The sequence below is a fragment of the Acetobacter sp. A11-2 genome, from assembly GCF_040208445.1.
GTDB classification, from domain to species: Bacteria; Pseudomonadota; Alphaproteobacteria; order Acetobacterales; family Acetobacteraceae; genus Acetobacter; species Acetobacter oryzoeni.
Window position 1 is genome coordinate 1,051,664 of sequence record NZ_CP157843.1, and the last position, 25,060, is coordinate 1,076,723.

Consider the following 25,060-nt stretch of genomic DNA (forward strand, 5'->3'; position numbering starts at 1 on the left):
ATGACCTCTCTCCCTAACCCTCGTCCCACCGGGGAACTGACAGACTGGCAAGCTATCCGCACCGTTTTTGCGCTTTGGCGCAAACAGGGTGCGCGCCTTGCGGGTGGTATTGTTCTGGCTCTGCTGGCCTTGGCTTTTGGTCTGGCCCTGATGCAAACTTCCGGTCTGCGTTTGGCCGGTTGCGTTATGGGCGAAATTGTTATTGCCACAGCCGCCTTGCGCTGGATTGGTGCAGGCCGCGTGATCCTGCGTTATGCAGAACGCCTGTTCGCGCATGATGCCATGTTCCGCGCGCTGGCTGATTTGCGCGTATGGTTTTTCCGCTCCCTCGCACAGGGCGCTGCTGCCGGGCTGGGCTTCCGCCGGGCTGGGGATATGCTTTCCCGCCTTGTTTCAGACATTGGCACGCTAGATGGGCTGTACCTGCGCATTGTCATGCCGCTTATCTGCGCCTGTGTAACATTCCCCGCTTTGGTCATTATTGCGGGCCATGCCAGTGTGCTGCTAGGCTTTATGGTGGGGCTGCTGTTTGCCTGCTCTGCTTTTGTAGTGCCGTGGATGATTGCACGGTCCAGCCGCGCATCTGCCAGCCAGATTGTGCATCATCTGGCCCATTTGCGCATTACGGTGCTGGATCTGGTAGGGGGCCTGCGTGAAATCCGCGCCTTTGGTGCTGAAGGCCGGATGCTGGCGCGTGTGCAGGCGGCAGATGCAGCACTTCTGCAAGATCAGCTGCGTCTGGCACGGCGGGCTGCCCTTGCCAATGCCATGGCTTTTCTGGCCGGGCAGATTGCCGTGTTTGCTGTGCTGCTGAGCATTGGTGGCCTATTTGCAGAACACATCCCCGCGCTTGAAGGTGTAGGCATTCTGTTCCTGACCGTTGCTGCTTTTGAAAGTGCCGCAGCACTCACCCGCGCCGGGTTACAGGCTGGCGCAATGGGGTCCGCAGCACGTCGCGTGGTAGAAGTGGCTGAACAGCCATCTGCCATCAGCATTCCGGCATCTGAGCAAACAGATGCACCGCTAGACACACATATTCATGTAGAAAGCGTAAAGTTCCGCTGGGCTGCAAATCGCCCATGGGTGTTTGATGGCCTTACGCTGGATATTCCCGCAGGTACGCGCGTGGCTATTTTGGGGCCATCTGGCGTGGGTAAATCCAGCCTTGCGGCGCTACTTCTCAAAGCGGCTACGCCAGAAGCAGGCACCATCACGCTGGGTGGGGAGGATATTTCCCGCATTAAGGCAGACTCTCTGCGCCAGCGTATCGCATGGCTTTCCCAAGCTACCCATCTGTTTGATGATACCATCCGCGCCAACCTGCTATTGGGCCGCCCGGACGCCTCGGAAGAAGACCTGTGGCGGGCGTTGGAAGAAGCCGCCATTGCAGATGTTGTTCGCAACCTGCCAGAAGGGCTGGACACATGGCTGGGTGAAGGTGGGGTACGGCTATCTGGCGGGCAGGGGCGGCGTATTGCACTGGCCCGCACATTGCTTACACAAGCACCCATCATGATTCTGGATGAACCGGCAACCGGGTTGGATGCCCAGACCGAGCAAGACTTCCTGCGCACACTCAACACCGTTACAGAAGGGCGCACAGTTATCCTTATTGCCCACCGCCTGACTGGTGTGGAAAAGCTGGACCGTATCTGGCGGCTTTCTGCCGGAATTGCCAAAGCTGCCGTTGCGTAAGCAAATCTATGTTGACGTAATGGCCCCGGCAGGGCACCAGTTAGGAAATAATTACATATCTTGATTAGGACATTTTATATGCGCCGCTTGCTTCCTGTTGCTGGTCTCTGCCTTTTGGCTGCCTGTGCTGGCAATGCACCACGCAAATACGTGGTTTTCTTTTCCGCTCGGTCAACAGAGCTGGATGACAATGCTCGCAATGTCCTGTTGCAGGTGGCGGACGAATCCAGAAAGCATCCTTCCCGCATTGTAAAAGTGGAAGGTTATGCACACGCAGGACATGATCTTTCTGCTGATGCTCTTCTGGCCATTCAGCGCGCCAAGGCTGTTGCCCAGCAGCTGAGCGAAGATGGCGTGGCGGGTGATCATATCGTCCAGACCCCACGCGCACCTTCCAGCAGCGAAGGCATGCAGGTTGGCTCCCGCCGCGTGGAGATTGAACTGGCCAACCCCTGATAGAATGACAGAAACCGGCTCCATATCCACGCCCTCTCAGTTTTCACATAGCAGGCTGGAACGGGACCGGTTTGCTGGCAAACCGCCGCAGGAAGTCCTGCAGGCGGTTTTTGGCTTTCCGGGTTTTCGCAGCCTTCAGGCGCAAGCCGTTGAATGCGTTATGGAAGGCAGAGATACACTGGTGCTTATGCCAACCGGCGGCGGCAAAAGTGTCTGTTACCAAATACCTGCCCTGTGCCGGGAAGGTATGGGGCTGGTTATTTCCCCCCTTATTGCTTTGATGGATGATCAGGTTGCGGGCCTACGCCAGCTTGGCATTAACGCGGCGGCTCTCCACTCTGAACTGGAAGGCGATGAAGCCGCCAAAATCCGTTCAGATCTGGCAAACGGGCGGATAGACCTGCTGTATATATCCCCAGAGCGGCTGCTTTCATCCGGCACGCTGGACCGGCTGGTGCGCATACCGCTTTCGGTTATTGCTATTGATGAAGCCCATTGTATTTCGGCTTGGGGGCATGAGTTCCGGCCAGAATACCGCGCGCTTACAGCATTGCCGCGGCATTTTCCGCATGTACCGCGTATTGCCCTTACTGCCACAGCAGATGAACGTACGCGCGAAGATATTCTGGCAGCACTGGATATGCCGCATGCCGAAGTGCTGGTTTCCAGCTTTCATCGGCCTAATCTCAACATTTCCGTCCAGCCCAAAGCATCTGAAACGCGCCAACTTATTACAGCGCTGGAGCGGCATAAGGATGCAGCCAGTATTGTGTATTGCGGCAGCCGTGCGCGTACGGAGCGCATGGCCGCTTCTCTGCGTGAACGTGGATGGCCAGCGCTGGCGTATCATGCCGGACTTTCCCCTATAGAAAAACGCGCCGCATTGCTGCGTTTTCGTTCTGGTGAACCCCTTGTTATTGTGGCCACCGTTGCCTTTGGCATGGGTATAGACAGGCCCGACGTACGTGCCGTTGTGCATCTGGATATGCCAGCCTCGCCCGAAGCCTATTACCAGCAAATTGGCCGAGCAGGGCGCGATGGCCTGCCATCAGACACACTCCTGCTTTACGGCGGGGAGGACATGGCCCGTGCCCGTTACTGGCTGGATCAATCTGCCGCACCAGAGAGCGAAAAGCGGATTATGCGCAGCCGGTTGGAAGCCATGATTGCGCTGACTGAAACCACAGGCTGTCGCACCCGCGCCTTACTGCACTGTTTTGGTGAGGAGCTGGCCGAACCCTGTGACCATTGTGATAACTGCCTGCACCCGGTGCTGACATTTGATGGCACCGAAGCCGCACGCAAGCTGCTTTCTGCCGTGTATCGCACAGGGCAATGCTTTGGCGCGCTACATGTTATCGGTGTATTGCGTGGCAAAACCACAGAAGCCATTACGCGGAATGGGCATGACAAGCTGACCGTATGGGGCATTGGCAAGGATAAAAGCGAGCAATTCTGGCGCGGCGTGGTGCGCCAGCTTATAGCCCGTGGCGCCTTGCGCACAGAAGGCCAGTACGGCGGCCTGATTTTAAACCAGAATGTAGCCCGGCCCATTTTGCGCGGAGAAGAAGAAGTTCACTTACGGGCAGACCCTGTTGTGGAAACAACCAGCCGGTTATCAGACCGCGGGAGCCAAAGCACAGGCATAGCCCTTACAGAAGATAGCAAAGCGCTGTTTGATGCCTTGCGCCAATGGCGCCGGGAAGAAGCGCAGGAGCAGGAGATTCCGCCTTACGTTATCTTCCATGATTCCGTGCTACGCGATATCGCCATGGAAAAACCTTCAGACCTAGATGAACTGGGCGATATCAAAGGGGTAGGGCGCTCCAAGCTGGAACGGTACGGAGAAGCCGTGCTGGAGGTTCTTGAAACAGCGCAGGCATGACACAGGCAGTGCAACAACGTCGGTTTCGTATTCTCAAGCTGGTGCAGCAACATGGCTACGCAACCAGTGAAGATCTGGCACGTGAGCTCAATGTTACGGTGCAAACCGTGCGGCGAGACGTCAATACCATGGCGGCACAAGGGCTTTTAGCGCGGCATCATGGCGGGGCCAGTTCCCTTTCACCTTCAGAAAACATTTCCTATTCCGATCGGCAAATCCTGAACCTGCGCGAAAAGGAAGCTATTGGGCGCAATGCCGCACAGGCTATTCCCAATGGGGCTTCGCTTTTCATCAACATCGGCACCACCACAGAAGCCTTTGCCCAGTCTCTCCGCACCCATAAGGCGCTGCGGGTTATTACCAACAACATTCATGTTGCTACACTTCTGGCCCCAGCCCCTGAATGTAGCCTGATTATTACGGGTGGCCATGTGCGTCTGCGTGATGGTGGCATAGTTGGCCCCACAGCCGCCGCCATGATTGAGCAATACCGAGCAGATTTTGGTGTGATCGGCATTAGCGGCATAGATGAAGACGGCACATTGCTGGATTTTGATGCCGATGAAATTAACGCAGCGCAGGCGATCCTACGCAATGCGCGCACTGTTTTTTTATTGGCGGATCATACCAAATTCCGCCGCAGACCCATGGCACGGGTTGGGCATATTACACAGGTTAACGCGTTTTATACCGATCAACCGCCACCTGCGGGCATTCGCGCTCTGCTAAAAGAGCACGATGTAAAGCTGCATATTGCCCAGCCGTGATCGTTCTTTTTCGTAAAGGAAAGCGGAGAAGGCTGTTAAAAACCGCCATCTGGCCATATTGACGCCATTCTTCTTGCGTTTTCTTTTCGAATACGAATAAAAGACAGAAGTTTGCGTTCTGACCGAAACCGGAAGAAACCATGACCACACCTACTGCATCTCCCGCCCGCATTTATGATCTGCTCATTGTTGGAGGAGGGGTAAACGGCGCAGGCATCGCACGAGATGCTGTTGGCCGTGGCGCCTCTGTTCTGCTGGTAGAGCAGGATGACCTTGCCAGCTACACGTCATCTTCCAGCACAAAGCTGATCCACGGCGGGCTGCGTTACCTGGAATATTACGAATTCCGCTTGGTGCGCGAAGCGCTGATGGAACGCGAACGCCTGCTGAAAATGGCACCGCATATCATGTGGCCGCTTCGGTTCGTGTTGCCACATTCCAAGCTGGTTCGTCCGGCGTGGATGCTCAAGGCTGGCCTGTTCCTTTACGATCACCTTGCTTCCAACATGACACTGCCGAAGTCTCGCTGCATTGATTTCCGCACGCACTCATCCGGCGCGGCACTGAAGCCCGAATACACCAAAGGCTTTGTGTATTCCGACGGCTGGGTGCAGGACAGCCGCCTTGTGGTGCTGAACGCCATGGATGCCGCCGAACGTGGGGCAGATGTGCGCACCCGCACCCGCCTGATTGCCGCCAGCCGCGCCAACGGCGTATGGGAAGCCACGCTGGAAGACCGCGCAACCGGCAAAACCACAACCGTACGCGCCAAGGCGCTGGTAAATGCTGCTGGCCCATGGGTTGCGCGCCTGCTGGCCGATACGCTGAAGATCCCGAACTCCAAATCGGTTCGGTTGGTCAAGGGTAGCCACATTATTGTGCCGCGCGTGTATGAAGGCCCGCAGGCTTACATCTTCCAGAACCCGGATAAGCGTATTGTGTTCGCCATTCCGTATGAACAGAAGTTCACGCTGATTGGCACCACCGATATTCCGTGGAAGCAGGAACCGGGCAAAGTGGAAATTGCGCCCGATGAAGTGACCTACCTGTGTGAAAGCGTAAACCGCTATCTGAACGTGCAGGTAAAAGAAAGCGATGTGGTGTGGAGCTACGCTGGCCTGCGTCCGCTGTATGATGATGCCTCTGCCAACGCTTCTGCCGTCACGCGTGATTACGTGCTGGATCTGGATACGCAGGATGGTGCGCCGCTACTTTCCATCTTTGGTGGCAAGATCACCACTTACCGTAAGCTTGCCGAACACGCGCTGGAAAAACTGGCACCTGTTCTGCCCGCAGTGGGCGGCCAGAGCTGGACTGCACAGGAAGTTCTGCCTGGTGGTGACTTGGGTGACGGTGGGTTTGATCAGGCTCTGGCACGCCTGCGCCGCACAGCACCATGGCTGCCGGAAGGTCTTGCATGGCGCCTGATGCGCAATTATGGCAGCCGGACCTACGAAATTATTGGTGAAGCCAATAGCATGCAGGATATGGGTGAAGTGCTGGGCGGTGACCTGACAGCGCGCGAAGTGGATTATCTGATTTCTCGTGAATGGGCACGCACGGCAGAAGATGTTCTGTGGCGCCGCAGCAAGCTGGGCCTGCATCTGAACGATGCAGAAAAAGCCAATGTTGAAGCATATGTCGGGAAGAAACTTGCCTGATATCTGAGAACCATAGATACGTCCTTTCCAACAACAAAAATAATAATGAGGAAGGTCATGGAAAAAACAGGAAAAGCCCTGCTTGGGGAAATGATAGCCGAATGTCTGGCTGTTATGATTATTGTGACTATTGGGGATTCAGTGGCAGCAATGTTCTCGCTGTATGATCCCAGCCCCTACAAGCAGGCTTACTGGGGTGTTGCCATTACATGGGGGCTGGCCGTTACGCTGGCCATCTATGTAACTGGCTCTGTATCTGGCACGCATGCCAACCCGGCCGTTACGCTGGCCTTGGCATGCTACCGTGGATTTTCCTGGAAAAAAGTTGTGCCTTACTGGGTGGCACAAATTGGCGGCGGCTTTTTAGGGGCCTCGCTTGTGTACGCCCTCTATGGCTCTGTTATCCAGCATTACGCGCTCGCCAATCATCTGGACTGGGTGAATGATGGCGCAGCTTCTGGCGTTTTCTTTACCCATCCCGGTGATTTTGTAACCCCACTTCATGCCATGATGAATGAGGTTATCCTGACCGCCATTTTGGTGCTGGGTATTTTTGCCATTACCTGTGAATACAATACCGTGGCCCCGCAAGCCAATTCCGGCGCGCTGATTATTGGCCTGCTGGTGGCCATTCTGGGCGCATCTTCCGGCTTTCTGGAAGGGTGGGCGCTTAACCCTGCGCGTGATCTTGGGCCGCGCATTTTCTGTTTTGTTGCAGGATGGGGACGTGCCGCGTTTCCTTCCCCCGGCAATTATTGGTGGATGCCTATTGCTGGCCCCATGGTGGGCGGTTTAGTGGGTGCCACACTTTACCAGACACTTCTCCGCCCATTTATGCCCGCACGGGCCCGGGTGACCACGACGGCGGCCGACTGACCGCAACACGCAGAAGGATACTCCTTAATGAGCAAGCAAGACTGTGTCCTGGCTATTGATCAGGGAACGACATCAACACGCAGCATTGTCTTTGATCGTGATGCGCAGGAACTCGCCGCCGCCAGAGAGGAGTTTGCACAGCATTACCCCAAGGCTGGTTGGGTGGAGCACTGCCCCGAAGATATCTGGAAAGATGTTGTAAGCACCGCGCGCGCAGCGCTGGAAAAATCTGGCGCGGCAGACCGGGTGGCAGGCATTGGCATTACCAACCAGCGCGAAACCATTGTGGTGTGGGAACGCGCTACCGGCAAGCCTATCCATCGCGCCATTGTCTGGCAGGACCGGCGTACGGCCAATGTGTGCCAAAAGCTGCGGGATGAAGGTGCAGAAACACTGGTGCGTGAACGCACCGGCCTTTTGATTGACCCGTATTTTTCTGCCACCAAGTTGGCCTGGCTGCTGGATAACGTGCCTCAGGCCCGCGAGCGTGCAGAAAAGGGTGAACTGGCGTTTGGCACCATTGATTCCTTCATTCTGTGGCGTCTGACTGGCGGCAAGGTGCACGCAACGGATGTAACCAACGCATCTCGCACCATGCTGTTTGATATCCACCGCCAACAGTGGGATGAAGACCTTCTGCGTCTTTTCCGCGTACCTGCGGCACTTCTGCCAGAAGTGAAGGATAGCAGCTGCATTTATGGTGAAACCGTGCCGGAACTGTTCGGTCGGCCTATTCCTATTGCTGGCATTGCAGGGGATCAGCAGGCCGCTGTGGTGGGGCAGGCGTGTTTCACACCCGGCATGGCCAAGGCCACTTATGGAACGGGCTGCTTTTTGCTGCTGAATACGGGGGATAAACCCGTAACATCACGCAACCGCATGCTCACCACCATTGCCTACCGCATTAATGGCAAAACCACCTATGCGCTGGAAGGCTCCATCTTTGTGGCCGGTGCAGCTATCAAATGGCTGCGTGATGGGCTGCATTTGATTACCCATGCCTCTCAAACCGATGATATGGCCACGCGCGTGCCAGACAGCCACGGCGTTTATATGGTACCGGGCTTTGTAGGCCTTGGCGCCCCGCATTGGGACCCGGACGCACGCGGGCTTATCTGCGGCCTCACGCTGGATTCAAGTGCCGCGCATATTGCCCGCGCAGCTCTGGAATCCGTGGCGTATCAGACGCTCGATCTGGTAACCGCCATGATGCAGGATGGCGGTGGCACCACAGATAGCATTCGCGTAGATGGCGGCATGTCTGCCAATGACTGGTATTGCCAGTTTCTTGCAGACATGCTGCAGGCCAAGGTGGAACGCCCACGCAATGTGGAAACCACCGCTCTGGGCGCAGGCTTTCTGGCAGGCATTGCAACAGGTGTGTGGGATAGTGAGCAGACCGTGGCATCTGAATGGGCACGGGGCGCTCTGTTTGAACCCAAAATGGAAAATGAACAGCGCCGCACCATGATTGCCGGGTGGCATCAGGCTGTTAAGCGCACCCTCAGCACCTATACGGGCGGCTGAAACCACAATTTCTGGCAGGAAGTTCTTTCCTGCCAGAATGGCGTTTTACTGAATTAAACGTGATCAGTCTGGCTTGTGGTCACTTTCTGCGTCTGTGCCTGCATCCTGCACAGGGATAGAAACAGTTTTTGAAGACCCGCCCATAAATGTGAATGTAAACTGCACGTTCTGATTGGCATGCACGTTATTGGAAAGGCCAAAGCAGAGCAGGTGGTAACCGCCCGGCGGAAACACCAGTGTAGAATTGCCGGGTAGGGCAAGGTGGGTAAACAGCACCCGAGTGCCACCTGTGCTTTCCTGGTCAGCATGGTGCCCAACCAGTTTCTGACAAACAGGAGAGCTTACACCCGTAAGCAGATGTGCTGTTTCACTGGAATTGGACAAAGAGAAATACACCGTTGCCGGCTCTCCTTCCGGTGCCAGATGCAGTGATGTGTTAAATATGCTAATATCTTTTTGCGCATCTGCCTGATCGGGCAAAACGGGCAGGGGAGGCTGATTATCGGCCCAAACCTGTGGTGCGGCATAGGCTAAACAAGAAAGAGCTGCACAGAATAGAACAGCAAAATGGCTGCGTTTCATAATTTCTCCATCCAGATGGACCGCCACATGGTATGGACGAAACGGCCCAAAAGAAATAAGTGGTGCCTTTACATACGCGCTCTTTTAACAACAGAAAACGCCAGCCAAAAATGCGCCTGAGGGAAGGTTGATACCACCATGCGTTGCCCTTTTTGCGGGAACCCAGATAGTCAGGTCAAGGACAGTCGCCCCAATGAGGAAGGACTGGCCATTCGGCGGCGGCGTGCATGCCTGTCCTGCGGGCAGCGTTTTACCACAGTAGAACGCGTGCAACTGCGTGAACTGGTTGTGGTGAAAAACGATGGCCGGCGCGCGCCCTTTGACCGGGAAAAAATTGCACGCTCCATCCGCATTGCCCTGCGCAAACGCCCTGTTTCGGAAGAACAGATTGAGCAGATTGTAACTGGCATTGTGCGCCAGCTTGAAGGGAATGGGGAAACCGAGGTGACATCCACCCGCATAGGGGAACTGGCAATGGATGCCCTTAAGGAAGTGGATGGCGTTGGATATGTGCGGTTTGCAAGCGTGTACCGCGATTTTACGGAAGCCAAGGATTTTTCGGAAATTCTGAACCTTATGGAAATAGGTGGCGCCCCAGCCCCCGGAAAAGACTAGACCTTAGAACAGAAAAACGTCATGAAACCCGGCTTTGCAACTGACTAGCCGGGCAGGAGGGATGGATGACAGAATTACAGGATGAACCCCGTTTGAAAGGGGCACAACGCCCCCGTACGGCAGCACGCGTTGCCGCTGTGCAGGCCCTGTTCCAGATTGACCAGAATGGAGACCGCCCAGAAAACGTTATTGAGCAGTTTCTGGTCCATCGGTTTGGCACAACGCTGGATGGCGCAAGCTATGAAGATGGCTGCATTCCAGAGGCCGATACACAGCTTTTCAGCCATATTGTGCGGCTGGTCACCTCCATGCGCACGCAGGTTACGCAGGAAGTTGAAAAAACACTTCCAGAAACATGGCCCATTGCACGGCTAGACCCGGTATTGCGCGCATTGCTTCTGGCTGCTGCTGCAGAAGCCACAGAAGGTGATGCACCTGCTCCTGTGCTGATCAATGAATACATGGACGTAGCCCATGCGTTCTTCTCTGGTGACGAACCGCGCCTTGTGAACGGCGTTCTGGATACGCTCTTCAAACGTCTGGCGGCTGAACGGAACCATGATACAGAACAAACCCAGCAGCCAGACTGATCTGCCGCAGGAATTTGCGTTTATCCGGCAGCATTTTTCTGCTCTGGCTGGTGCTGCTGCCCTTGAGTTGAGGGATGATGCCGCTGTTTTCACGCCGCCAGAAGGGCGGGAGTTGGTGATTGCAGCGGATGGCATGGTGGAAAATGTTCATTTTCTGCCAGATGATCCACCAGAAACCATTGGCCGCAAGCTGTTACGCTGCAATCTGTCTGATCTGGCAGCCATGGGCAGTCGCCCAGAAGGTTGGCTGCTCACGTTTGCGCGGCCGCCCCATATTACCGAACAGTGGGTAGCGCAGTTCTGTAAGGGGCTGAAAGCGGATCAGGAGCAATTCGGGCTCCAGTTATTGGGGGGAGATACAACCTCTACCCGTGGCCCGCTGGTGTTATCCCTAACCATTCTTGGCTCTGTGTTGCCGGGGCAGGCTATCCGCCGACAAGGCGCACAGGCTAGCGATGGTTTGTGGGTTACCGGCACCATTGGCGATGGTGCGTTGGGCTTACGCGCCCTTCAAGGTGAAATAGCTGATCCATCCGGGTATCTGGCACAGCGTTACCGCCTGCCGCAGCCCCGTATTGGTTTGCCTTTATACGGCCTTGCCTCTGCTGCCATGGATATTTCAGACGGCCTGCTACAAGATGCAGGGCATTTGGCGCGGGAAAACACGCTGCATGTGACCATCCACGCAGATGCAGTGCCTCTATCAGACGCAGCCCGCCAAACCGGCCCAAAATGGCTGGAAACGTGCCTGACTGGCGGCGATGATTATGAGATCTTATTTGCCGTTCCTGCTCAACACGAAGCCACGCTGCTGAGCAACGGCACGTTAGATACTGTTTGCGGCCCCGTACAAGTCACCCGCATAGGGGAATTTACGCAGGGATCTACAGGCGTAACGGTTCTGGATAGCGCAGGCAAAAACCTGCAATTCCGTTCCCACGGGTGGAGCCACCTTTAGGTGTTCCACCCGCCAGAGCGCGGTTTATTCCGTCAAAAGTTTTTCGTACATCCGGTGCCGTTTGTAAGGCGTGGGAGAAATGCGCTCAATCAGCTTGCGCAGTCCTTCATGCGTTTCCAGAACCCAACCAAGCTCAATGCTGCGGTAAGGCAGCACGTGGCCACGCTTCATCAACTCATCAATAATCAGGGCTGGCAGCATGGCGCGCAGGGCGGTGCCAAGATACTTTTTGCGTACACCAAGCAACACCACACGAGCAGACCGGAAATCATGGCTGACCACGCGTGAAGCCAGCTTGAGCCACCCAAGCGGAGAGGGTGCGCCACCCAGATCACCACTGATATCAAACATGTTGGGAATAACCAGCGCAATGGCTGCGGGTTCTCCTGCCACTTCAGCCAGTACATACTGCTCTGGCCGCAAGATGGGCTTAAGCGCCTTAAGCAGGCTTTTCACCTCATCCTGTGTAAGGGGAATGTTCCCCCATGTATCAGACCACGCATCATTATAGATCTCGCGCAGGATTTCGGCGTCTTCATTCACCTTGTCCTTACGCAGGCCGCGCATGGTAATAGCCCCCAGACGCTGCCGGATATTGGCAGGTATCTGGTTTGCACGCTCGGCAGAAGGGCTGGTTTCCATCCGGTAGGACAGCAAGTCCACAGCACGCTTAAACCCGGCAGCCTCAACCGCGGGGCCAAGAGTTTTGGGGTGCCACGGTATGCCTATCATGGGGGGCTCATCCTGCCCCTCCACCATAATCCCGGATTCACCATTGCTATTCAGTGTCCACGGGCCTCGTATGCGCTCAACTTTGCGCAGCTTCAGCCATTGTGTGGCGGCTTCAAGCAATGGGGCCACACATTCCGGCTCCAGCGTATCCAGCGCACCAAAAAAGCCCGTGCGCGGGCCGGGCTGCTTAAGAGCCAAGGCATCTATCTGGGCAGATATACGCCCAATGGGCTTTCCATTCCGCCACGCCAGAAAATAACAAGCAAAGCCGTGCTCAAAAAATGGTGCATGCGTGGGTGAAAAAATATCCCGCTGCTCCATATCTAAAGAGGGCACATAACTCGGCAAGCCATCGTAAAGAAGGCGTGGAAGTTTTATAAAGAGAGAAAGCTGGCGTGAACCCGAAACAGGTGTAACCGTAATCTGAGTGGGGGAAGACATTGCCACTCCGTTGTGTGAAAGCCAAAAGCCAGTGGGTGATGCCTTATTACGCAGCATTGGGAAAGGGAAAAGTGTGAAAGTTGTTGCGAACGGAAAACACACCGCACGCTCTGTTCTGCTAACTGGGGCCACCGGCGGAATTGGAATGGAACTGGCCAAACGCTACGCACGGCCGGGCCGGACCCTGATATTATGGGGTAGAAACCCCGAACGCCTGACAGAAATTGCCACAACGTGCTGCGCGCGCGGCTCTGCGGTTTTTACCCGCCAGATTGATCTGTGTGACGGTGAAGCCGCTCTGGCGGCGTTTGAAGCCGATTATGCGGACCATAAGCCTGATCTGGTTATTCTGGGGGCTGGGCTATCTGACATACAGCCGTTAGGCAGCATGACAGAAGACCCGCAAAAAGTATTAAAACTTGCGCAGGTGAATTATGCCACACCTGTAGCCTTGGCCACGGCTGCTGCCCAGAATATGATCCCCAATGGGGGCGGGCACATTGCCCTTATTGGCTCCGTTGCTGGGTTTTACGAGCTTCCGTGCTCTCCGGCCTATAGCAGTTCCAAATGTGGGTTGGATTTCTTTGCACGCGCGGCAGGTCTGGCGTGGGAAGATAAAGGGGTGGGCCTAACGCTGATTGTGCCAGGCTTTATAGACACCCCCATGAGCCGCAGGCTGGAAGGGCCGCGCCCATTTCTGGTTTCGGCCAAAAGTGCTGCGCGCCGCATTATCCGGGCCATTACCAAACAAAAGAAAGTTTATATCTTTCCGTGGCCATTTAGGGTGCTGCGGGTTCTTGAGCGACTGCTGCCGCAATGCCTGCGTGAACGTATCTTACGCAGCCTGATTGTCGGCCAGAAAGAGCGATAATAAGTTTTTGCCTGAGAGCTTGTGCTGCTTAAAAAAAGTAAAGCACAAGCTTGATGGGGGCAAAAAACCTTAGCTATCACCACCCGGTAATCTGCCTTTTCCGACCCATAGAATGAGAGGGGGCAGGAAAAAATAAAATGCCATGATAAAAATAAGATCTCGCACCAGATAAGCCAGATCAATATGCAGGCCGAAATGGCAGATCAGGTTGGCCAAACCCAGCATAAAGCAGACACATAAAAACGCACCTGCGCTGGCATAAATTGATCGCCCAGCGTTTATCTGTTCTACTTTTTCCAGAAAAACATCGGCAAATTTTTTCTGCACAAGCCAAGCCCTTTCTTGCGAAATGTTTATACCCGGCATGGCAAACCGGAGCCCAAGATATGTGGGCAGCAGCACCTTTTACAGATTCGCTGCCCGCAGTATCTTTTATTCCGCAAAATTTGGAAGCGTGATGTTCTGATCTTTTGCCACCTTCTGAATGGCAACCTTGGTCAGGCCCAGCAGGTTGGCGGTATCAACAAACGCAGCATCAGCACTTGCGCCCGGCGTTGGGGGCAGGGTGACCGTTACAGAAAATTCAATATTCTGATCCTGCTTTGTAAAGCACAGCTTTGCCTTGGTGCTTCCGTCCTTCTGCACCTTAACGGAACGCAGAACGCCATTCTGTGCTGTTGTGTCATTACTCACGAGAGTATTCCTTTGCAAAATTATGACAGCGGGAATGTGAACGCAGCAGCCACAAGAGGCAACGCTTCTACCTGCACCCCAGACCACCCAAAATATGCAGACTACCCAAGGGGTTCTGAACGTACATTGCGCCCAATGTGCCCGCAACAGGACAGCTTTTGTGAACTCTGCAAGTATTATGGTGGGAGCGACAGAGGTTGAACCTGCGCCCTCCGCCGTATGAAGGCGATAGAGTTGCCGAATAAAAACTGCTTTTTACGCGCCTGTACAGCACTTCAAGCGTCATAACCGATCTCTCCTCGGATTCACACGCAGATAGAAACGTTCCGAATCGGTCAGTTTTTCAGGCTTATTTTTGGGGCTTTAGCATACGAACAAGAGCTGACAACCGCGGCTTTCTGCGGAAAATATCAAGCATTGTCTTTTAGATTCGTAGGCAGATGGAGGTCTGGGCGGGAATCGAACCCACATTCGCGGATTTGCAGTCCGCTGCATCACCATTCTGCCACCAGACCATCGGGTGATGGGGTGCCTTATCTCCTGTTCTGGCGGATTGGTCAAGCCGTTGTGTTGTGCGAATTTTAAATCAGTGTGTCACAAAATGTTTTGCCCTTGATCTGGCAGGAACCGCAAAGGGCATAAACCTTAACCGCAAGGGATGGGAAAACGTGACATTTCAAGCCGCAATACAGCAGAATTCCTACCCAATGCCGTATCCAAAAGATAAAGATATGGAAACCGCACGCAACCTTATGGTGGACGATCAACTTCGTCCCTCAGAAATTACAAACCTCTCATTATTATCGGCCATGCGGGAATTGCCGCGTGAATGTTGCGTTATGCCCGATCAGCAATCTGTAGCTTATGCAGATATCACACTCCCTCTGGGCCAAGGGCGCGTGCTGCCTCAGCCGCTACTTACCGCGCGCCTCATTCAGGCCGTTCTGCCGTTAGAAAAGGCGCGGGTTCTTGTTGTGGGGGCCGCCACCGGCTACACGGCAGCACTTTTTGCTACGCTCGGCGCCCATGTTACAGCCCTTGAATCCAACATACATCTTGCCGAACAAGGGCAACATTTTTGCCAACAAGAAGCTTTAAATGTTTCATGGGTCATTGCCCCCCTCAGCGAAGGCGCGGCAGGCAATGCTCCTTATGATGTTATTTATTTTGATGGCGCCATTCTGCATTTTCCCGCTTTTTGCGCCGCGCAACTTGCTGCATCCGGCACCATGGCTGGCGTAATGGCATCTTCCAACAAATTGGCAAAAGCCTTTGTTGCCATGAGAGAGCCAGAAAGTGCATCCAGTTTTATTGTCACTAACCTTTTTGAAACACAGCTTCCCTTACTGCCAGATCTTGCCGCGCCCATTACTTTTGAATTCTAGAAATAAACTTTTAGAAAGATATTCTGCCGCAGCTGATTACAAATTTGTAGAAATAGGTTCAGTATCGTGGCATGAGCAGTGCCTTAAGCGGCAATACGGTAACTGAATCAGGAGTATCAGATGCGGCGTATTTGCGGAGCAGGGGTAGGTATGGCTGTTTTGCTATGCAGTTCCACTGCATGGGGACAGAAATACGATGGCAGTGGTTCGCCAACCTTTGTGCCACACACGCTGCAGGAAGCGCTTGCCGCGGCCTATCTGACAAACCCGACCCTTCAGGAAGCCCGCGCCACCTTACGTGCGACAGATGAACAGGTGCCAACCGCTTTGGCTGGCTGGCGCCCCACTGTCAGTGGAACAGTAGGCCTGACATACTATAATGGTGTAAACGATTATCAGGGGGAGGCAGATCAACCCGCCACTGGCTATATTCGTAAGTATAATACCCCAGGCTACACAGCAGGCGTAACTGTCAACCAGCCCTTGTATACAGGCGGCAAAACCACCTCCTCGACACATCAGGCCGTCAACAAGGTTATGGCGGCCCGTGCGCATCTGATTTCCACTGAACAGCAAGTGTTCAAGCAAGTTGTTAATGCATATGTGGCGGTTATTGAGGATGAGCAGCTTTTACAGTTGAACATCAACAACGAACGCGTGCTTCAGCAACAGCTTCGCGCAACGAATGAACGCTTCCGGGTAGGGGAAATTACGCGTACAGACGTTGCGCAGGCTGAATCTGCTTATGCAACAGCCAAGGCCACCCGTCAGCAGTCTGAAGGCACACTCCAAACTGCGCAGGCCACATATATGCAAATTGTGGGCATGGCGCCGCCGCCTAATTTGATGCCGCCGCAACCTCTGGTATTGCCAGTTAAAAATGAACAGATGGCCGCCGCCATGGCGGTTAAAAACAATCCTGATGTTATCAATGCACTGTTTGCCGAATCTTCCCAAAAAGATGCGGTATCTGTTGCAATGTCGGCAATCATGCCCAAAGTTTCCGCCACTGTGGCTTATTCCAGGCAGGTTAACCAAAGCCTGAATAACCAGATTGATGAAAACAAATACGCCATGATCAACTTCAATATTCCTGTTTATCAGGGCGGTTCGGAATACGCGGCCGTAAGGCAGGCTAAGCAACAAGCGCAGGCAGCTCACCGCGAAGTTGATGTTCAGCGTAGAACTGCTGCCCAGGATGCTGTTTCAAACTGGCAGAAGCTCGTTGCTTACCAAGCTGCCATCAACAGTAACCGCGCAGCCATTCAGGCAGGCACCGTGGCGTTGGATGGGGTAGAACGGCAGGCTATTGTGGGCACCAGCACCACGCTAGAAGTCTTACAGCAACAGCAAACTCTGCTGCAGGCACAAGTTGCCCTTGTGCAAAGCCTGAGCAACATGGTGCTGACTTCGTACAACGTTGCAGCCGCCATTGGCCGCCTAACGGCGGTCGATCTCAAGCTGAATGTTCCTCTTTATGATGACAAGGCATACTATAACGCTGTAAAAGATCGTCTTTGGGGGCTGAACGATTATGCGGTCAGCCAACCAGGGCGCTAAAAGCTGAACAGCAAGGGTAAGGGCAGGGGTTATTGTATGGCATCGTCACAGGATTCATCTGAAGGTACAGGTAAATCAGTAGCAGATGTGCTGTCTTCTATCCGACAGACCCTGCATGATGAACATCTGGCAGCCATGGCTCCCCCTTCTTCGGACACAGACTCCGCTGAGGGTGATGAAGACGACGATATGCTGGTTCTTTCACCTTCCATGATGGAAGGGCTTGTGCAGGAAGCAGAGCCGGATCATCACTCCAGCCAGCCCGACAATTCGGCTCATCATCCAGTCAATATGGGAGAAGACGCGGCTCTTGTGCAGTCATCACCTATCGCTCATGATGACGGTATTCTATCCGTAACCGATCTGAGACAGATCCCGCTAACTGAAAAGGCAGAACACGATATGTCTGGTCCTCTCCCTATCCCCCTGAATGACGAAACCATGTCAGATACATCAAATTCATTCGCTGTTCTGCAGAAAACCCTGCAGGATAAGTATCTAAGAGAGCATGAGGAGAGAAAAGTGGCTATTTCACATGAAGGGTCTCTGACTGTTGAAGATATCGTGCGCCAGGAAGTGCGCGTATTCCTTAAAAAGTGGCTGGATGCACATCTTGCAGGCATCGTGCAGGCTGCTGTCCGTAAGGAAGTGGAACGTCTGACGCAGCGCGGTCTGTAATACCGGAAATCAGACACACCGTTACTGGGTAAATGCACACATTTCAGTAACGGGTGCGCTGCATAAAACCGGATGATTGCTCTGCAAAGGCGGAGGCAGTACATGCCTGCCGCCTTTTTTACGTTGTGTGGTGGAATACATATGCTGAACAAGTCTTTTGAGCCGGCCCAAATAGAAACACGCCTGTACGAATTATGGGAAAGCAGAAAGGCATTTTCTGCACAGCCCAACAGCGGCAAAAAGCCGTTCACCATTATGATTCCACCGCCGAATGTTACCGGCACCCTGCACATGGGCCATGCCCTGACCATGACATTGCAGGACACACTTATCCGCTGGAAGCGCATGCAGGGGTTTGACACCCTGTGGCAGCCCGGCACAGACCACGCAGGCATTGCCACCCAGATGGTGGTGGAACGTACCTTGGCCACCGAAGGTAAAACCCGCCAGGAAATGGGCCGCGATGCGTTTATTGAACGCGTGTGGGAGTGGAAAGAGCAGTCCGGCGGCGGCATTACAAAGCAGCTGCGCCGCCTTGGGGCATCGCTCGATTGGCCGCGTGAACGTTTTACGATGGATGAAGGTCTTTCCCGCGCGGTGCGGGAAGTGTTTGTAACCCTTTACAACGAAGGGCTGATTTATCGTGACCGCCGGTTGGTGAACTGGGACCCGGTTTTCCGCTCCGCCATTTCCGATCTGGAAGTGGAAAGCAAGGATGTTGCCGGTAACCTGTGGTATATTCGCTACCCGGTTGAAGGCGCGGGGGATGCAACAATTACTGTGGCCACCACGCGGCCAGAAACCATGCTGGGCGATACTGCGGTAGCTGTTCATCCAGAAGATGAACGCTATAAAAACCTGATTGGCAAATCCGTTCGCCTGCCGCTTACTGGCCGTCTGATCCCGATTGTGGCGGATGAACATTCGGACCCGGAAAAAGGCACGGGTGCGGTTAAAATTACCCCCGCGCACGATTTTAATGACTTCGAAGTCGGCCGTCGCCACAACCTGCCCATGCTCTCTGTTCTGGACGATCAGGCCCGTGTTGTGCTGGACGAAATTGAGCAGGACCTGAGCGCGGTTAAAGGCCTGGCTGACCCGGCTTTTGTGCGCAGCCTGTCTGGCCTTTCCCGCGAGGAAGCACGCAAAACCATTGTCGCCCGTCTGGAAGAAGATGGCTGGCTGGAAAAAATCGAACCCCATCGCCATCAGGTGCCCCATGCCGAACGCGGTGGCGCGGTTATTGAGCCACGCCTGACCACACAGTGGTATTGTGATGCCGGAAAGCTGTCTGGCCCAGCGGTAGAAGCCATTACATCTGGCCGTGCCAGCTTTATTCCCAAACAGTGGGAAAATACCTTCTTTGCATGGATGCGTGATATCCAGCCGTGGTGCATTTCGCGCCAGCTTTGGTGGGGCCACCGTATTCCTGCATGGTACGGGCCAGATGAGCACGTGTTTGTGGCGCATGATGACGCCGATGCACAGGCACAGGCCAATGCCCATTACGGCAAGGCAGTAGAACTGCGGCGTGATGAAGACGTGCTGGATACGTGGTTTTCTTCCGCCCTGTGGCCGTTCTCCACACTTGGCTGGCCAGATAAAACACCAGAACTTGCCCGCTATTACCCCACTGATGTGCTGGTAACAGGCTTTGACATTATCTTCTTCTGGGTTGCCCGGATGATGATGATGGGCCAGCACTTCATGCACGATGTGCCGTTCCGCAACATCTTCATTCATGGCCTTGTGCGCGATGAGCACGGGCAGAAGATGTCCAAGAGCAAAGGCAACGGCATTGATCCGCTGGAACTGATTGAGCAGTACGGCGCAGATGCCATGCGCTTTACCATTTGCGCGCTTACCGGCATTGGGCGAGACGTTAAACTGGGCCGCAAGCGGGTAGAAGACTACCGCGCATTTATCACCAAGCTCTGGAATGCCGCACGCTTCTGCGAAATGAACGGCGTTAAACCTGTAGAAGGGTTTGATCCGGCAACCGTGAAATCTCCGCTGGGCCGCTGGATTATTGCGGAAGCTGCTGCTGCCATTACGGAAGCAACGCGGGCGCTGGATTCCTACCGTTTTGATGAATATGCGCTCAGCTGCTACCGCTTTGTCTGGAACCGCTTTTGTGACTGGTTCCTGGAGTTTGCAAAGCCCGTCTTTAATTCCACGGATGAAGCCGAAGCAGCCGAAATTCGCGCTGTAGCGGCTTATGTTCTGGGCGTTATCCTGCGTCTGTTACAGCCCGTTATTCCGTTTGTAACGGATACGCTGTGGCATTCCTTTGGATATGGGGAAGAAGGTAGCCTCATTTCTGCTAGCTGGCCGGAACCTGTCGTGCCTGCCGGTGCAGAAGCCGCTCAGGCAGAGTGCGATCAGATTATCCGCCTGATTACGGAAATCCGCACGGTGCGCGCAGAAATGAACGTGCCGCCAGCACAGAAAGCCCCAGTCTTTTTGAAAGACGCCTTGCCGCAAACCTTGGAACACGCACAGCGTTGGCAGGAAGCCATTGGCCGTATGGCCCGTGTTTCGGAAATTGCGCCATTGCAGGGTGATATTCCGCATGGTTCCGCACAGGCTGTGGTGGATGAGGCAACCCTTATTATCCCGCTGGCCGGGCTGATTGATCTGGATGCCGAACGTGCTCGCCTGAAAAAGGAACTAGGCAAGGCGGAAGATGAAGTTGCCAAAACCGAAAAGAAACTTGGCAATGAAAACTTTGTCACTCGCGCCAAACCGGAAGTGGTGCAGGAAATGCGGGACCGCCTGGAAGCACAGCAGGGCGAATGTGTGCGCCTGAAGGCCGCTCTGTCTCGCATCGGGTAACAACCGCGCGAGCCAATATAGCCTGCAGGCTTAATTGCTGGCAGGTTATTGCCCACACAAGATAAGGGGAGAACGGAAGCATGGAAACAGCAATATTAGGCGGTGGATGCTTCTGGTGCCTAGAAGCCGTTTACCGCGGCATGAAGGGCATTCTCTCCATTGCGCCGGGTTATGCTGGCGGCACTGTGCAACACCCTACCTACCAGCAGGTGTGCACTGGGCAGACTGGCCATGCCGAAGTGATCCGGCTGGAGTTTGACCCGAGCATTATCAGTTACGCTGAAATTCTGCGCATCTTCTTTATTATGCACGACCCCACAACCCTGAACCGGCAGGGGAATGACAAGGGCACGCAGTATCGCTCCGTTATTTTCTATGAAAATGACCAGCAAAAGCAGATTGCAGAACGTACGAAGCAAGACATCGCGCAGGAAAAAATCTGGGGTGACCAGCCTGTGGTGACGGAAATCCAACCTCTCACCACTTTCTGGCCTGCGGAAGAAGCGCATTTTGATTATTATGTCCGCAACCCTATGGCAGGGTACTGTCAGGTGGTTATCAGCCCCAAAGTGGCTAAAGCCCGCAAGGAATTTGCGCGTTACTTTAGCCCCGCATAAAAAGCAGACCGCTTATTCGGAAGTTTCATCTTCCAGAAAGAAGCGGTCTCCTTCTTCATCATAGTCAAACAGTTCCGCAAACCGGCCCCAGCCAATAATGGTCTGGAGTGTCTGGCGTGCGTAATCGGCAGACATGCTGTCTTCCAGCTCACTACGGAAGCGCTCTGCCTTAATGCTGTGTGTAGGGCGTTCATCCAATAGGGTGCAGATCATCCGCACCAATGGCACGTTATGCAGCAGCGCATGGCCCATAATGGCTTTGCGCTCATCCAGATCACTCAGAACAAAATGCACGCCCTCATTGGTGAGCAGGATATCTCCATCTTCCAGCTCTGCCAGACGCAAGAGTTCCAGAGATTCACCTAATGGGAACAGATCATCCAGCTCAAGCTGAAGTTTTTCTGCCAATACCGGCAAATCAGCTCGCCCATTTAGAGGGGGGGCGGCCAAGGCCTCCATCATCCCAATCATCATAGTGATGGAAACAGGCACCAAAGCCCGGAAAGAGCGGGTGAGGGCAGCCCCCTGCGGCGCGCCGCGGCGTGCCAGATCCGCTTCGGAAACAATGGGGGCACGTTGCGTCATCAACGCATAAATGTGGTCCACCAGTTGGCGGAACTCTGCATCTTCGCGGTTGCGTGGGTGTGCAAATGGCACGTGCAACACATGCGCAATGCGTCCGGGGTTAGAAGACGCAATCACGATGCGATCACACATCAGCACGGCTTCTTCAATATTATGCGTCACAATCAGCATGGATTGAACCGGCAGCTTTTCTTCCGACCAAAGCTCAATCAGGTCTGTCCGCAGGTTTTCCGCTGTCAGCACATCCAAGGCTGAAAAAGGCTCATCCATCAGCAGCAGATCAGGATGCACCACCAAGGCGCGCGCTAGCCCCACGCGCTGCTGCATGCCGCCAGAAAGCTCCTTGGGCCATGCGTTTTCATAACCGCCAAGCCCTATCAGATCTATGGCATCATCAACCAGCTTGTCACGTTCTGCCGCAGGCACGCCGCGCGCATCCAAACCCAGTGCTACGTTTTCCTCCACCGTCATCCACGGGAACAGGGCGAAGGACTGAAACACCACAGCAATTTCCTGCGTGGGTTTGCGTAGCGGCTGCCCTTTCCACAACACCTCACCAGATGAGGGCGGCAACAAACCTGCCAGAATACGCAGCAGGGTGGATTTGCCAGAACCAGACCGCCCAAGCAGCCCCACTATTTCTCCGGCATGCAGGGTCAGGCTGATATTATCCAGCACCTGCACATCGGCGGCGCTGTCCTTATGGTAAAAACGGCTGACATTGCGTGCTTCTGCCAAAACAGAGCCGGATGGAAATGTTTTTTTCTCTGGGCCAGATGCCATTGCTATCTATCCGGTTCAGTTCAGTTTCAGGCGGCGTGCCACAAAGTCAGACAAGGGGCGCCATACCAAAGCGTTGGTGAACATGACAAATACACACATCACCACCGTACCCAACCCAACATTGCTAATGTTTCCAAGCTGAGTGCTTTGCGCAACATAGGCGCCCAAGCCATGGGCCGTTAAGGTTGTTTCTCCCCACTGCGCCACTTCAGATGCAATGGCTGCGTTCCATGCGCCACCTGCGGCCGCCATAACGCCTACAAGGTAATAAGGGGCAATACCCGGCAGGATGATGCGCCGCCACCAGAACCAGCCTCTCACTTCCAGATTGCGGCCAACTTCCAACAGATTGGATGGGAAGGAGGACGCCCCGGCAATAACGTTAAAAAGGATGTACCACTGCGCACCCAAAATCATCAGAGGGGTGAGCCAGATATCCGGGGTTAAGTGGAAATGCACAATCACCACCACAAACACCGGAAAGAACAGGTTTGCAGGAAAAGCTGCCCCATACTGCGCCAGTATCTGTGCCCGCCGGGCGCGCGTTGGGTCCAGACCGCACCAGATACCTACAGGCACCCAGATTAACGAAGCCAGCACCAGCATGCTGACCACACGCACCAATGTTATACCGCCCAACCCAAACACATAGGCAATCTGGCCAAGTGTATAATGTGTATGGGCGTAGTCCCACACTTGCCATGACGCCCCAAGGCAGACGAGCAGAAGAAAGCTCCACCACAGCCAGTCTGCGCCACCATTATTCTCCTCGGCATTAACCAGCACAGAGTTAGGACGAGACCCCAGAGGCAAGTAGCTAATACGCCGCCCAACAGAAAGCAGGGCATTCCCGCACATCCGCAGCAAACGCGTGCGGCGCACCAGCCGCAAAAACCATGGCTCCACAACCTGGGTTGCGTTCACACTTTCCAGCCTGAAACGCGTGGCCCATGCCGCCAAAGGCCGGAACAGCACCTGATCGTACACCAGAATAACACCCATCATGGCCACAATGGCTGCAGCTACGGCGCCAATATTCTGGTGATCTATGGCCATACCCACATAGGAGCCTATGCCCGGCAGAGTGATATCCGTGCTGCCAACGGTAATGCTTTCAGAATACACCACCATGAACCAGCCACCGGCCATGGACATCATGGCGTTCCACACCAGAGAGGGAATGGTGCAAGGCACTTCCAGCCGCCAGAACTTCTGCCAGCTTGTCAGGCCAAAGCAGCGGGCGGTTTCTTCCAGTTCAGGCGGCACAGACCGCAGGCCCTGATACATGCCCAACGCCATGTTCCATGCCTGACTGGTAAAAATAGTGAAAATGGCAGCACATTCCGCACCCAGTATGCGCCCCGGAAATAACCCCAGAAAAAACGTAATGGTGAAAGACAGAAACCCAAGGATGGGAACAGATTGCAGCACATCCAGCAGCGGCACCAAAATCTGTCCTGCACGCCTGCTTTTTGCCGCCAGCGTTGCATACACAAACGTAAACACAAGTGAGCACGCCAAAGCCGCAAACATGCGTATGGTGGTGCGTAGCGCGTAACCGGGCAGGTGCCACATATCCAGATGTATGGGCATGCTGGCTGGGGCCACCAATGGGCCCAGCATGTGCCTTACCGCGGCCCCAAGCGCTATTGCCGCAGCGGCCAGACACAAAAGCAGCAGGGCATCTGCGCTGTTCAGATAACGTAAAGGCAGAGAAGACGAACCTTGTGGCCTAGGTACAAGGTTCATCCAGCTTCTGTTCATGGCACTCCGGTTCCCGTGCTGCCAAACCCACCTGCGCCGCGCTGCGTTTCATCCAGTTCATCACATTCGGCCCACACCACGCGTGTCACGGGTGCCACAACAGCCTGAGCAATGCGCATGCCGCGCTCAATAGTAAACGGAGCCTGCCCGGCATTCAGCACAATAACACCCAGTTCTCCGCGATAATCTTCATCCACTGTTCCGGGAGAGTTGGGGAGAATGATGCCGTGCTTAAGGGCCAGACCAGAGCGCGGGCGCACCTGAAGTTCATACCCACGGGGCAGAGCAATACGCAGCCCGGTTGGCACCAGCACCCGTGCGCCGGGCAGCAATACTACGGGCTCTACTACCGCAGCCAACAGGTCCATCCCCGCGGCGCCTGCTGTGGCGTAGGAGGGTAAAGGCAAATCTTGCGCATGAGGGAGGCGTTGCACCTGCACACTAAGATCAGCCGAAGGAGAAATGGGTGCAGACATCAACAAGCCTCTATAAAAATTTCAAAAA

Annotated in this window: 23 protein-coding genes and 1 tRNA gene; 16 read left to right on the top strand and 8 right to left on the bottom strand. The window is 54.6% G+C overall.

Annotated features, from left to right (window positions below; translation table 11 throughout):
- The 7 genes from cydC (at position 1) to glpK (ending at position 8,867) form a co-directional block, all read left to right on the top strand.
- On the top strand, positions 1 to 1,695 hold the full coding sequence (cydC, locus tag ABNV41_RS05070; protein ID WP_050819777.1) for a thiol reductant ABC exporter subunit CydC: 1,695 nt from the start codon (positions 1 to 3) through the stop codon (positions 1,693 to 1,695).
- A gap of 78 nt (positions 1,696 to 1,773) precedes the next feature.
- Positions 1,774 to 2,151, top strand: coding sequence for an OmpA family protein (locus ABNV41_RS05075; protein ID WP_050819776.1), 378 nt, complete (start codon positions 1,774 to 1,776; stop codon positions 2,149 to 2,151).
- Positions 2,152 to 2,155: 4 nt separating this feature from the next.
- A complete protein-coding gene (recQ, locus tag ABNV41_RS05080) occupies positions 2,156 to 4,036 on the top strand; it encodes a DNA helicase RecQ (protein WP_050819775.1) in 1,881 nt (626 codons plus the stop codon).
- Positions 4,033 to 4,803: a DeoR/GlpR family DNA-binding transcription regulator gene (locus ABNV41_RS05085; protein ID WP_050819774.1), complete on the top strand. Its 771-nt coding sequence runs from the start codon at positions 4,033 to 4,035 to the stop codon at positions 4,801 to 4,803. Before recQ ends, ABNV41_RS05085 begins: the two co-directional genes overlap by 4 nt.
- A gap of 140 nt (positions 4,804 to 4,943) precedes the next feature.
- A complete protein-coding gene (gene glpD / locus ABNV41_RS05090; RefSeq protein WP_050819773.1) occupies positions 4,944 to 6,464 on the top strand; it encodes a glycerol-3-phosphate dehydrogenase in 1,521 nt (506 codons plus the stop codon).
- Between the two features lie 45 nt (positions 6,465 to 6,509).
- The gene (locus tag ABNV41_RS05095; RefSeq protein WP_012812917.1) at positions 6,510 to 7,340 is read left to right on the top strand and encodes an MIP/aquaporin family protein; all 831 of its coding nucleotides are present in this window, start codon (positions 6,510 to 6,512) and stop codon (positions 7,338 to 7,340) included.
- A 27-nt stretch (positions 7,341 to 7,367) separates the two neighbouring features.
- Complete coding sequence (gene glpK, locus ABNV41_RS05100; RefSeq protein ID WP_050819772.1) at positions 7,368 to 8,867, top strand: glycerol kinase GlpK; 1,500 nt, start codon at positions 7,368 to 7,370, stop codon at positions 8,865 to 8,867.
- 63 nt (positions 8,868 to 8,930) lie between these two features.
- Here the strand turns inward: glpK and ABNV41_RS05105 are convergent, their stop codons facing one another.
- Positions 8,931 to 9,449, bottom strand: coding sequence for a copper chaperone PCu(A)C (locus ABNV41_RS05105; protein WP_050819771.1), 519 nt, complete (start codon positions 9,447 to 9,449; stop codon positions 8,931 to 8,933).
- 138 nt (positions 9,450 to 9,587) lie between these two features.
- Between ABNV41_RS05105 and nrdR the strand changes: the two genes are divergently transcribed.
- From nrdR to thiL, 3 genes are all read left to right on the top strand, one after another.
- Positions 9,588 to 10,064: a transcriptional regulator NrdR gene (gene nrdR, locus ABNV41_RS05110; RefSeq protein WP_050819770.1), complete on the top strand. Its 477-nt coding sequence runs from the start codon at positions 9,588 to 9,590 to the stop codon at positions 10,062 to 10,064.
- Positions 10,065 to 10,129: 65 nt separating this feature from the next.
- Complete coding sequence (gene nusB / locus ABNV41_RS05115; RefSeq protein WP_003624286.1) at positions 10,130 to 10,654, top strand: transcription antitermination factor NusB; 525 nt, start codon at positions 10,130 to 10,132, stop codon at positions 10,652 to 10,654.
- Positions 10,623 to 11,612, top strand: a complete 990-nt coding sequence (gene thiL / locus ABNV41_RS05120; RefSeq protein WP_050819769.1) for a thiamine-phosphate kinase — start codon at positions 10,623 to 10,625, stop codon at positions 11,610 to 11,612. The genes nusB and thiL overlap by 32 nt, the downstream gene beginning before the upstream one ends.
- 24 nt (positions 11,613 to 11,636) lie before the next feature.
- Here thiL and ABNV41_RS05125 read toward each other — a convergent pair whose 3' ends face one another.
- Complete coding sequence (locus ABNV41_RS05125; protein WP_050820402.1) at positions 11,637 to 12,785, bottom strand: hypothetical protein; 1,149 nt, start codon at positions 12,783 to 12,785, stop codon at positions 11,637 to 11,639.
- Between the two features lie 31 nt (positions 12,786 to 12,816).
- Between ABNV41_RS05125 and ABNV41_RS05130 the strand changes: the two genes are divergently transcribed.
- Positions 12,817 to 13,656, top strand: a complete 840-nt coding sequence (locus ABNV41_RS05130) for an SDR family oxidoreductase (protein WP_196332639.1) — start codon at positions 12,817 to 12,819, stop codon at positions 13,654 to 13,656.
- 69 nt (positions 13,657 to 13,725) lie between these two features.
- On the opposite strand, the gene ABNV41_RS05135 is transcribed toward ABNV41_RS05130, so the two are convergent.
- The 3 genes from ABNV41_RS05135 to ABNV41_RS05145 all read right to left on the bottom strand — a co-directional run bounded on the left by ABNV41_RS05135 (position 13,726) and on the right by ABNV41_RS05145 (position 14,864).
- A complete protein-coding gene (locus tag ABNV41_RS05135; protein ID WP_230844503.1) occupies positions 13,726 to 13,983 on the bottom strand; it encodes a hypothetical protein in 258 nt (85 codons plus the stop codon).
- 105 nt (positions 13,984 to 14,088) lie between these two features.
- Positions 14,089 to 14,349: a hypothetical protein gene (locus tag ABNV41_RS05140; RefSeq protein WP_003624276.1), complete on the bottom strand. Its 261-nt coding sequence runs from the start codon at positions 14,347 to 14,349 to the stop codon at positions 14,089 to 14,091.
- A 441-nt stretch (positions 14,350 to 14,790) separates the two neighbouring features.
- Positions 14,791 to 14,864 (bottom strand) — tRNA-Cys (locus ABNV41_RS05145).
- A 192-nt stretch (positions 14,865 to 15,056) separates the two neighbouring features.
- On the opposite strand from ABNV41_RS05145, the gene ABNV41_RS05150 reads away from it, so the two are divergent.
- The 5 genes from ABNV41_RS05150 to msrA all read left to right on the top strand — a co-directional run bounded on the left by ABNV41_RS05150 (position 15,057) and on the right by msrA (position 21,424).
- On the top strand, positions 15,057 to 15,734 hold the full coding sequence (locus ABNV41_RS05150; protein ID WP_050820401.1) for a protein-L-isoaspartate O-methyltransferase: 678 nt from the start codon (positions 15,057 to 15,059) through the stop codon (positions 15,732 to 15,734).
- Positions 15,735 to 15,854: 120 nt separating this feature from the next.
- Positions 15,855 to 17,294, top strand: a complete 1,440-nt coding sequence (locus ABNV41_RS05155; protein WP_050819766.1) for a TolC family outer membrane protein — start codon at positions 15,855 to 15,857, stop codon at positions 17,292 to 17,294.
- 36 nt (positions 17,295 to 17,330) lie between these two features.
- Entirely contained in the window at positions 17,331 to 17,972 is a 642-nt protein-coding gene (locus tag ABNV41_RS05160; RefSeq protein WP_050819765.1) for a DUF2497 domain-containing protein, read from the top strand.
- A gap of 141 nt (positions 17,973 to 18,113) precedes the next feature.
- The gene (locus ABNV41_RS05165; RefSeq protein ID WP_050820400.1) at positions 18,114 to 20,807 is read left to right on the top strand and encodes a valine--tRNA ligase; all 2,694 of its coding nucleotides are present in this window, start codon (positions 18,114 to 18,116) and stop codon (positions 20,805 to 20,807) included.
- Between the two features lie 80 nt (positions 20,808 to 20,887).
- A complete protein-coding gene (gene msrA / locus ABNV41_RS05170; protein ID WP_050819764.1) occupies positions 20,888 to 21,424 on the top strand; it encodes a peptide-methionine (S)-S-oxide reductase MsrA in 537 nt (178 codons plus the stop codon).
- Between the two features lie 12 nt (positions 21,425 to 21,436).
- Here msrA and ABNV41_RS05175 read toward each other — a convergent pair whose 3' ends face one another.
- From ABNV41_RS05175 to dut, 3 genes are read right to left on the bottom strand one after another with little or no spacing between them, the layout of a single operon-like run.
- Entirely contained in the window at positions 21,437 to 22,792 is a 1,356-nt protein-coding gene (locus tag ABNV41_RS05175; RefSeq protein ID WP_050819763.1) for a nitrate/sulfonate/bicarbonate ABC transporter ATP-binding protein, read from the bottom strand.
- Positions 22,793 to 22,807: 15 nt separating this feature from the next.
- On the bottom strand, positions 22,808 to 24,556 hold the full coding sequence (locus ABNV41_RS05180; RefSeq protein WP_050819762.1) for an ABC transporter permease subunit: 1,749 nt from the start codon (positions 24,554 to 24,556) through the stop codon (positions 22,808 to 22,810).
- A complete protein-coding gene (gene dut, locus ABNV41_RS05185) occupies positions 24,553 to 25,032 on the bottom strand; it encodes a dUTP diphosphatase (RefSeq protein WP_050819761.1) in 480 nt (159 codons plus the stop codon). Before dut ends, ABNV41_RS05180 begins: the two co-directional genes overlap by 4 nt.
- Positions 25,033 to 25,060: the final 28 nt, after the last annotated feature.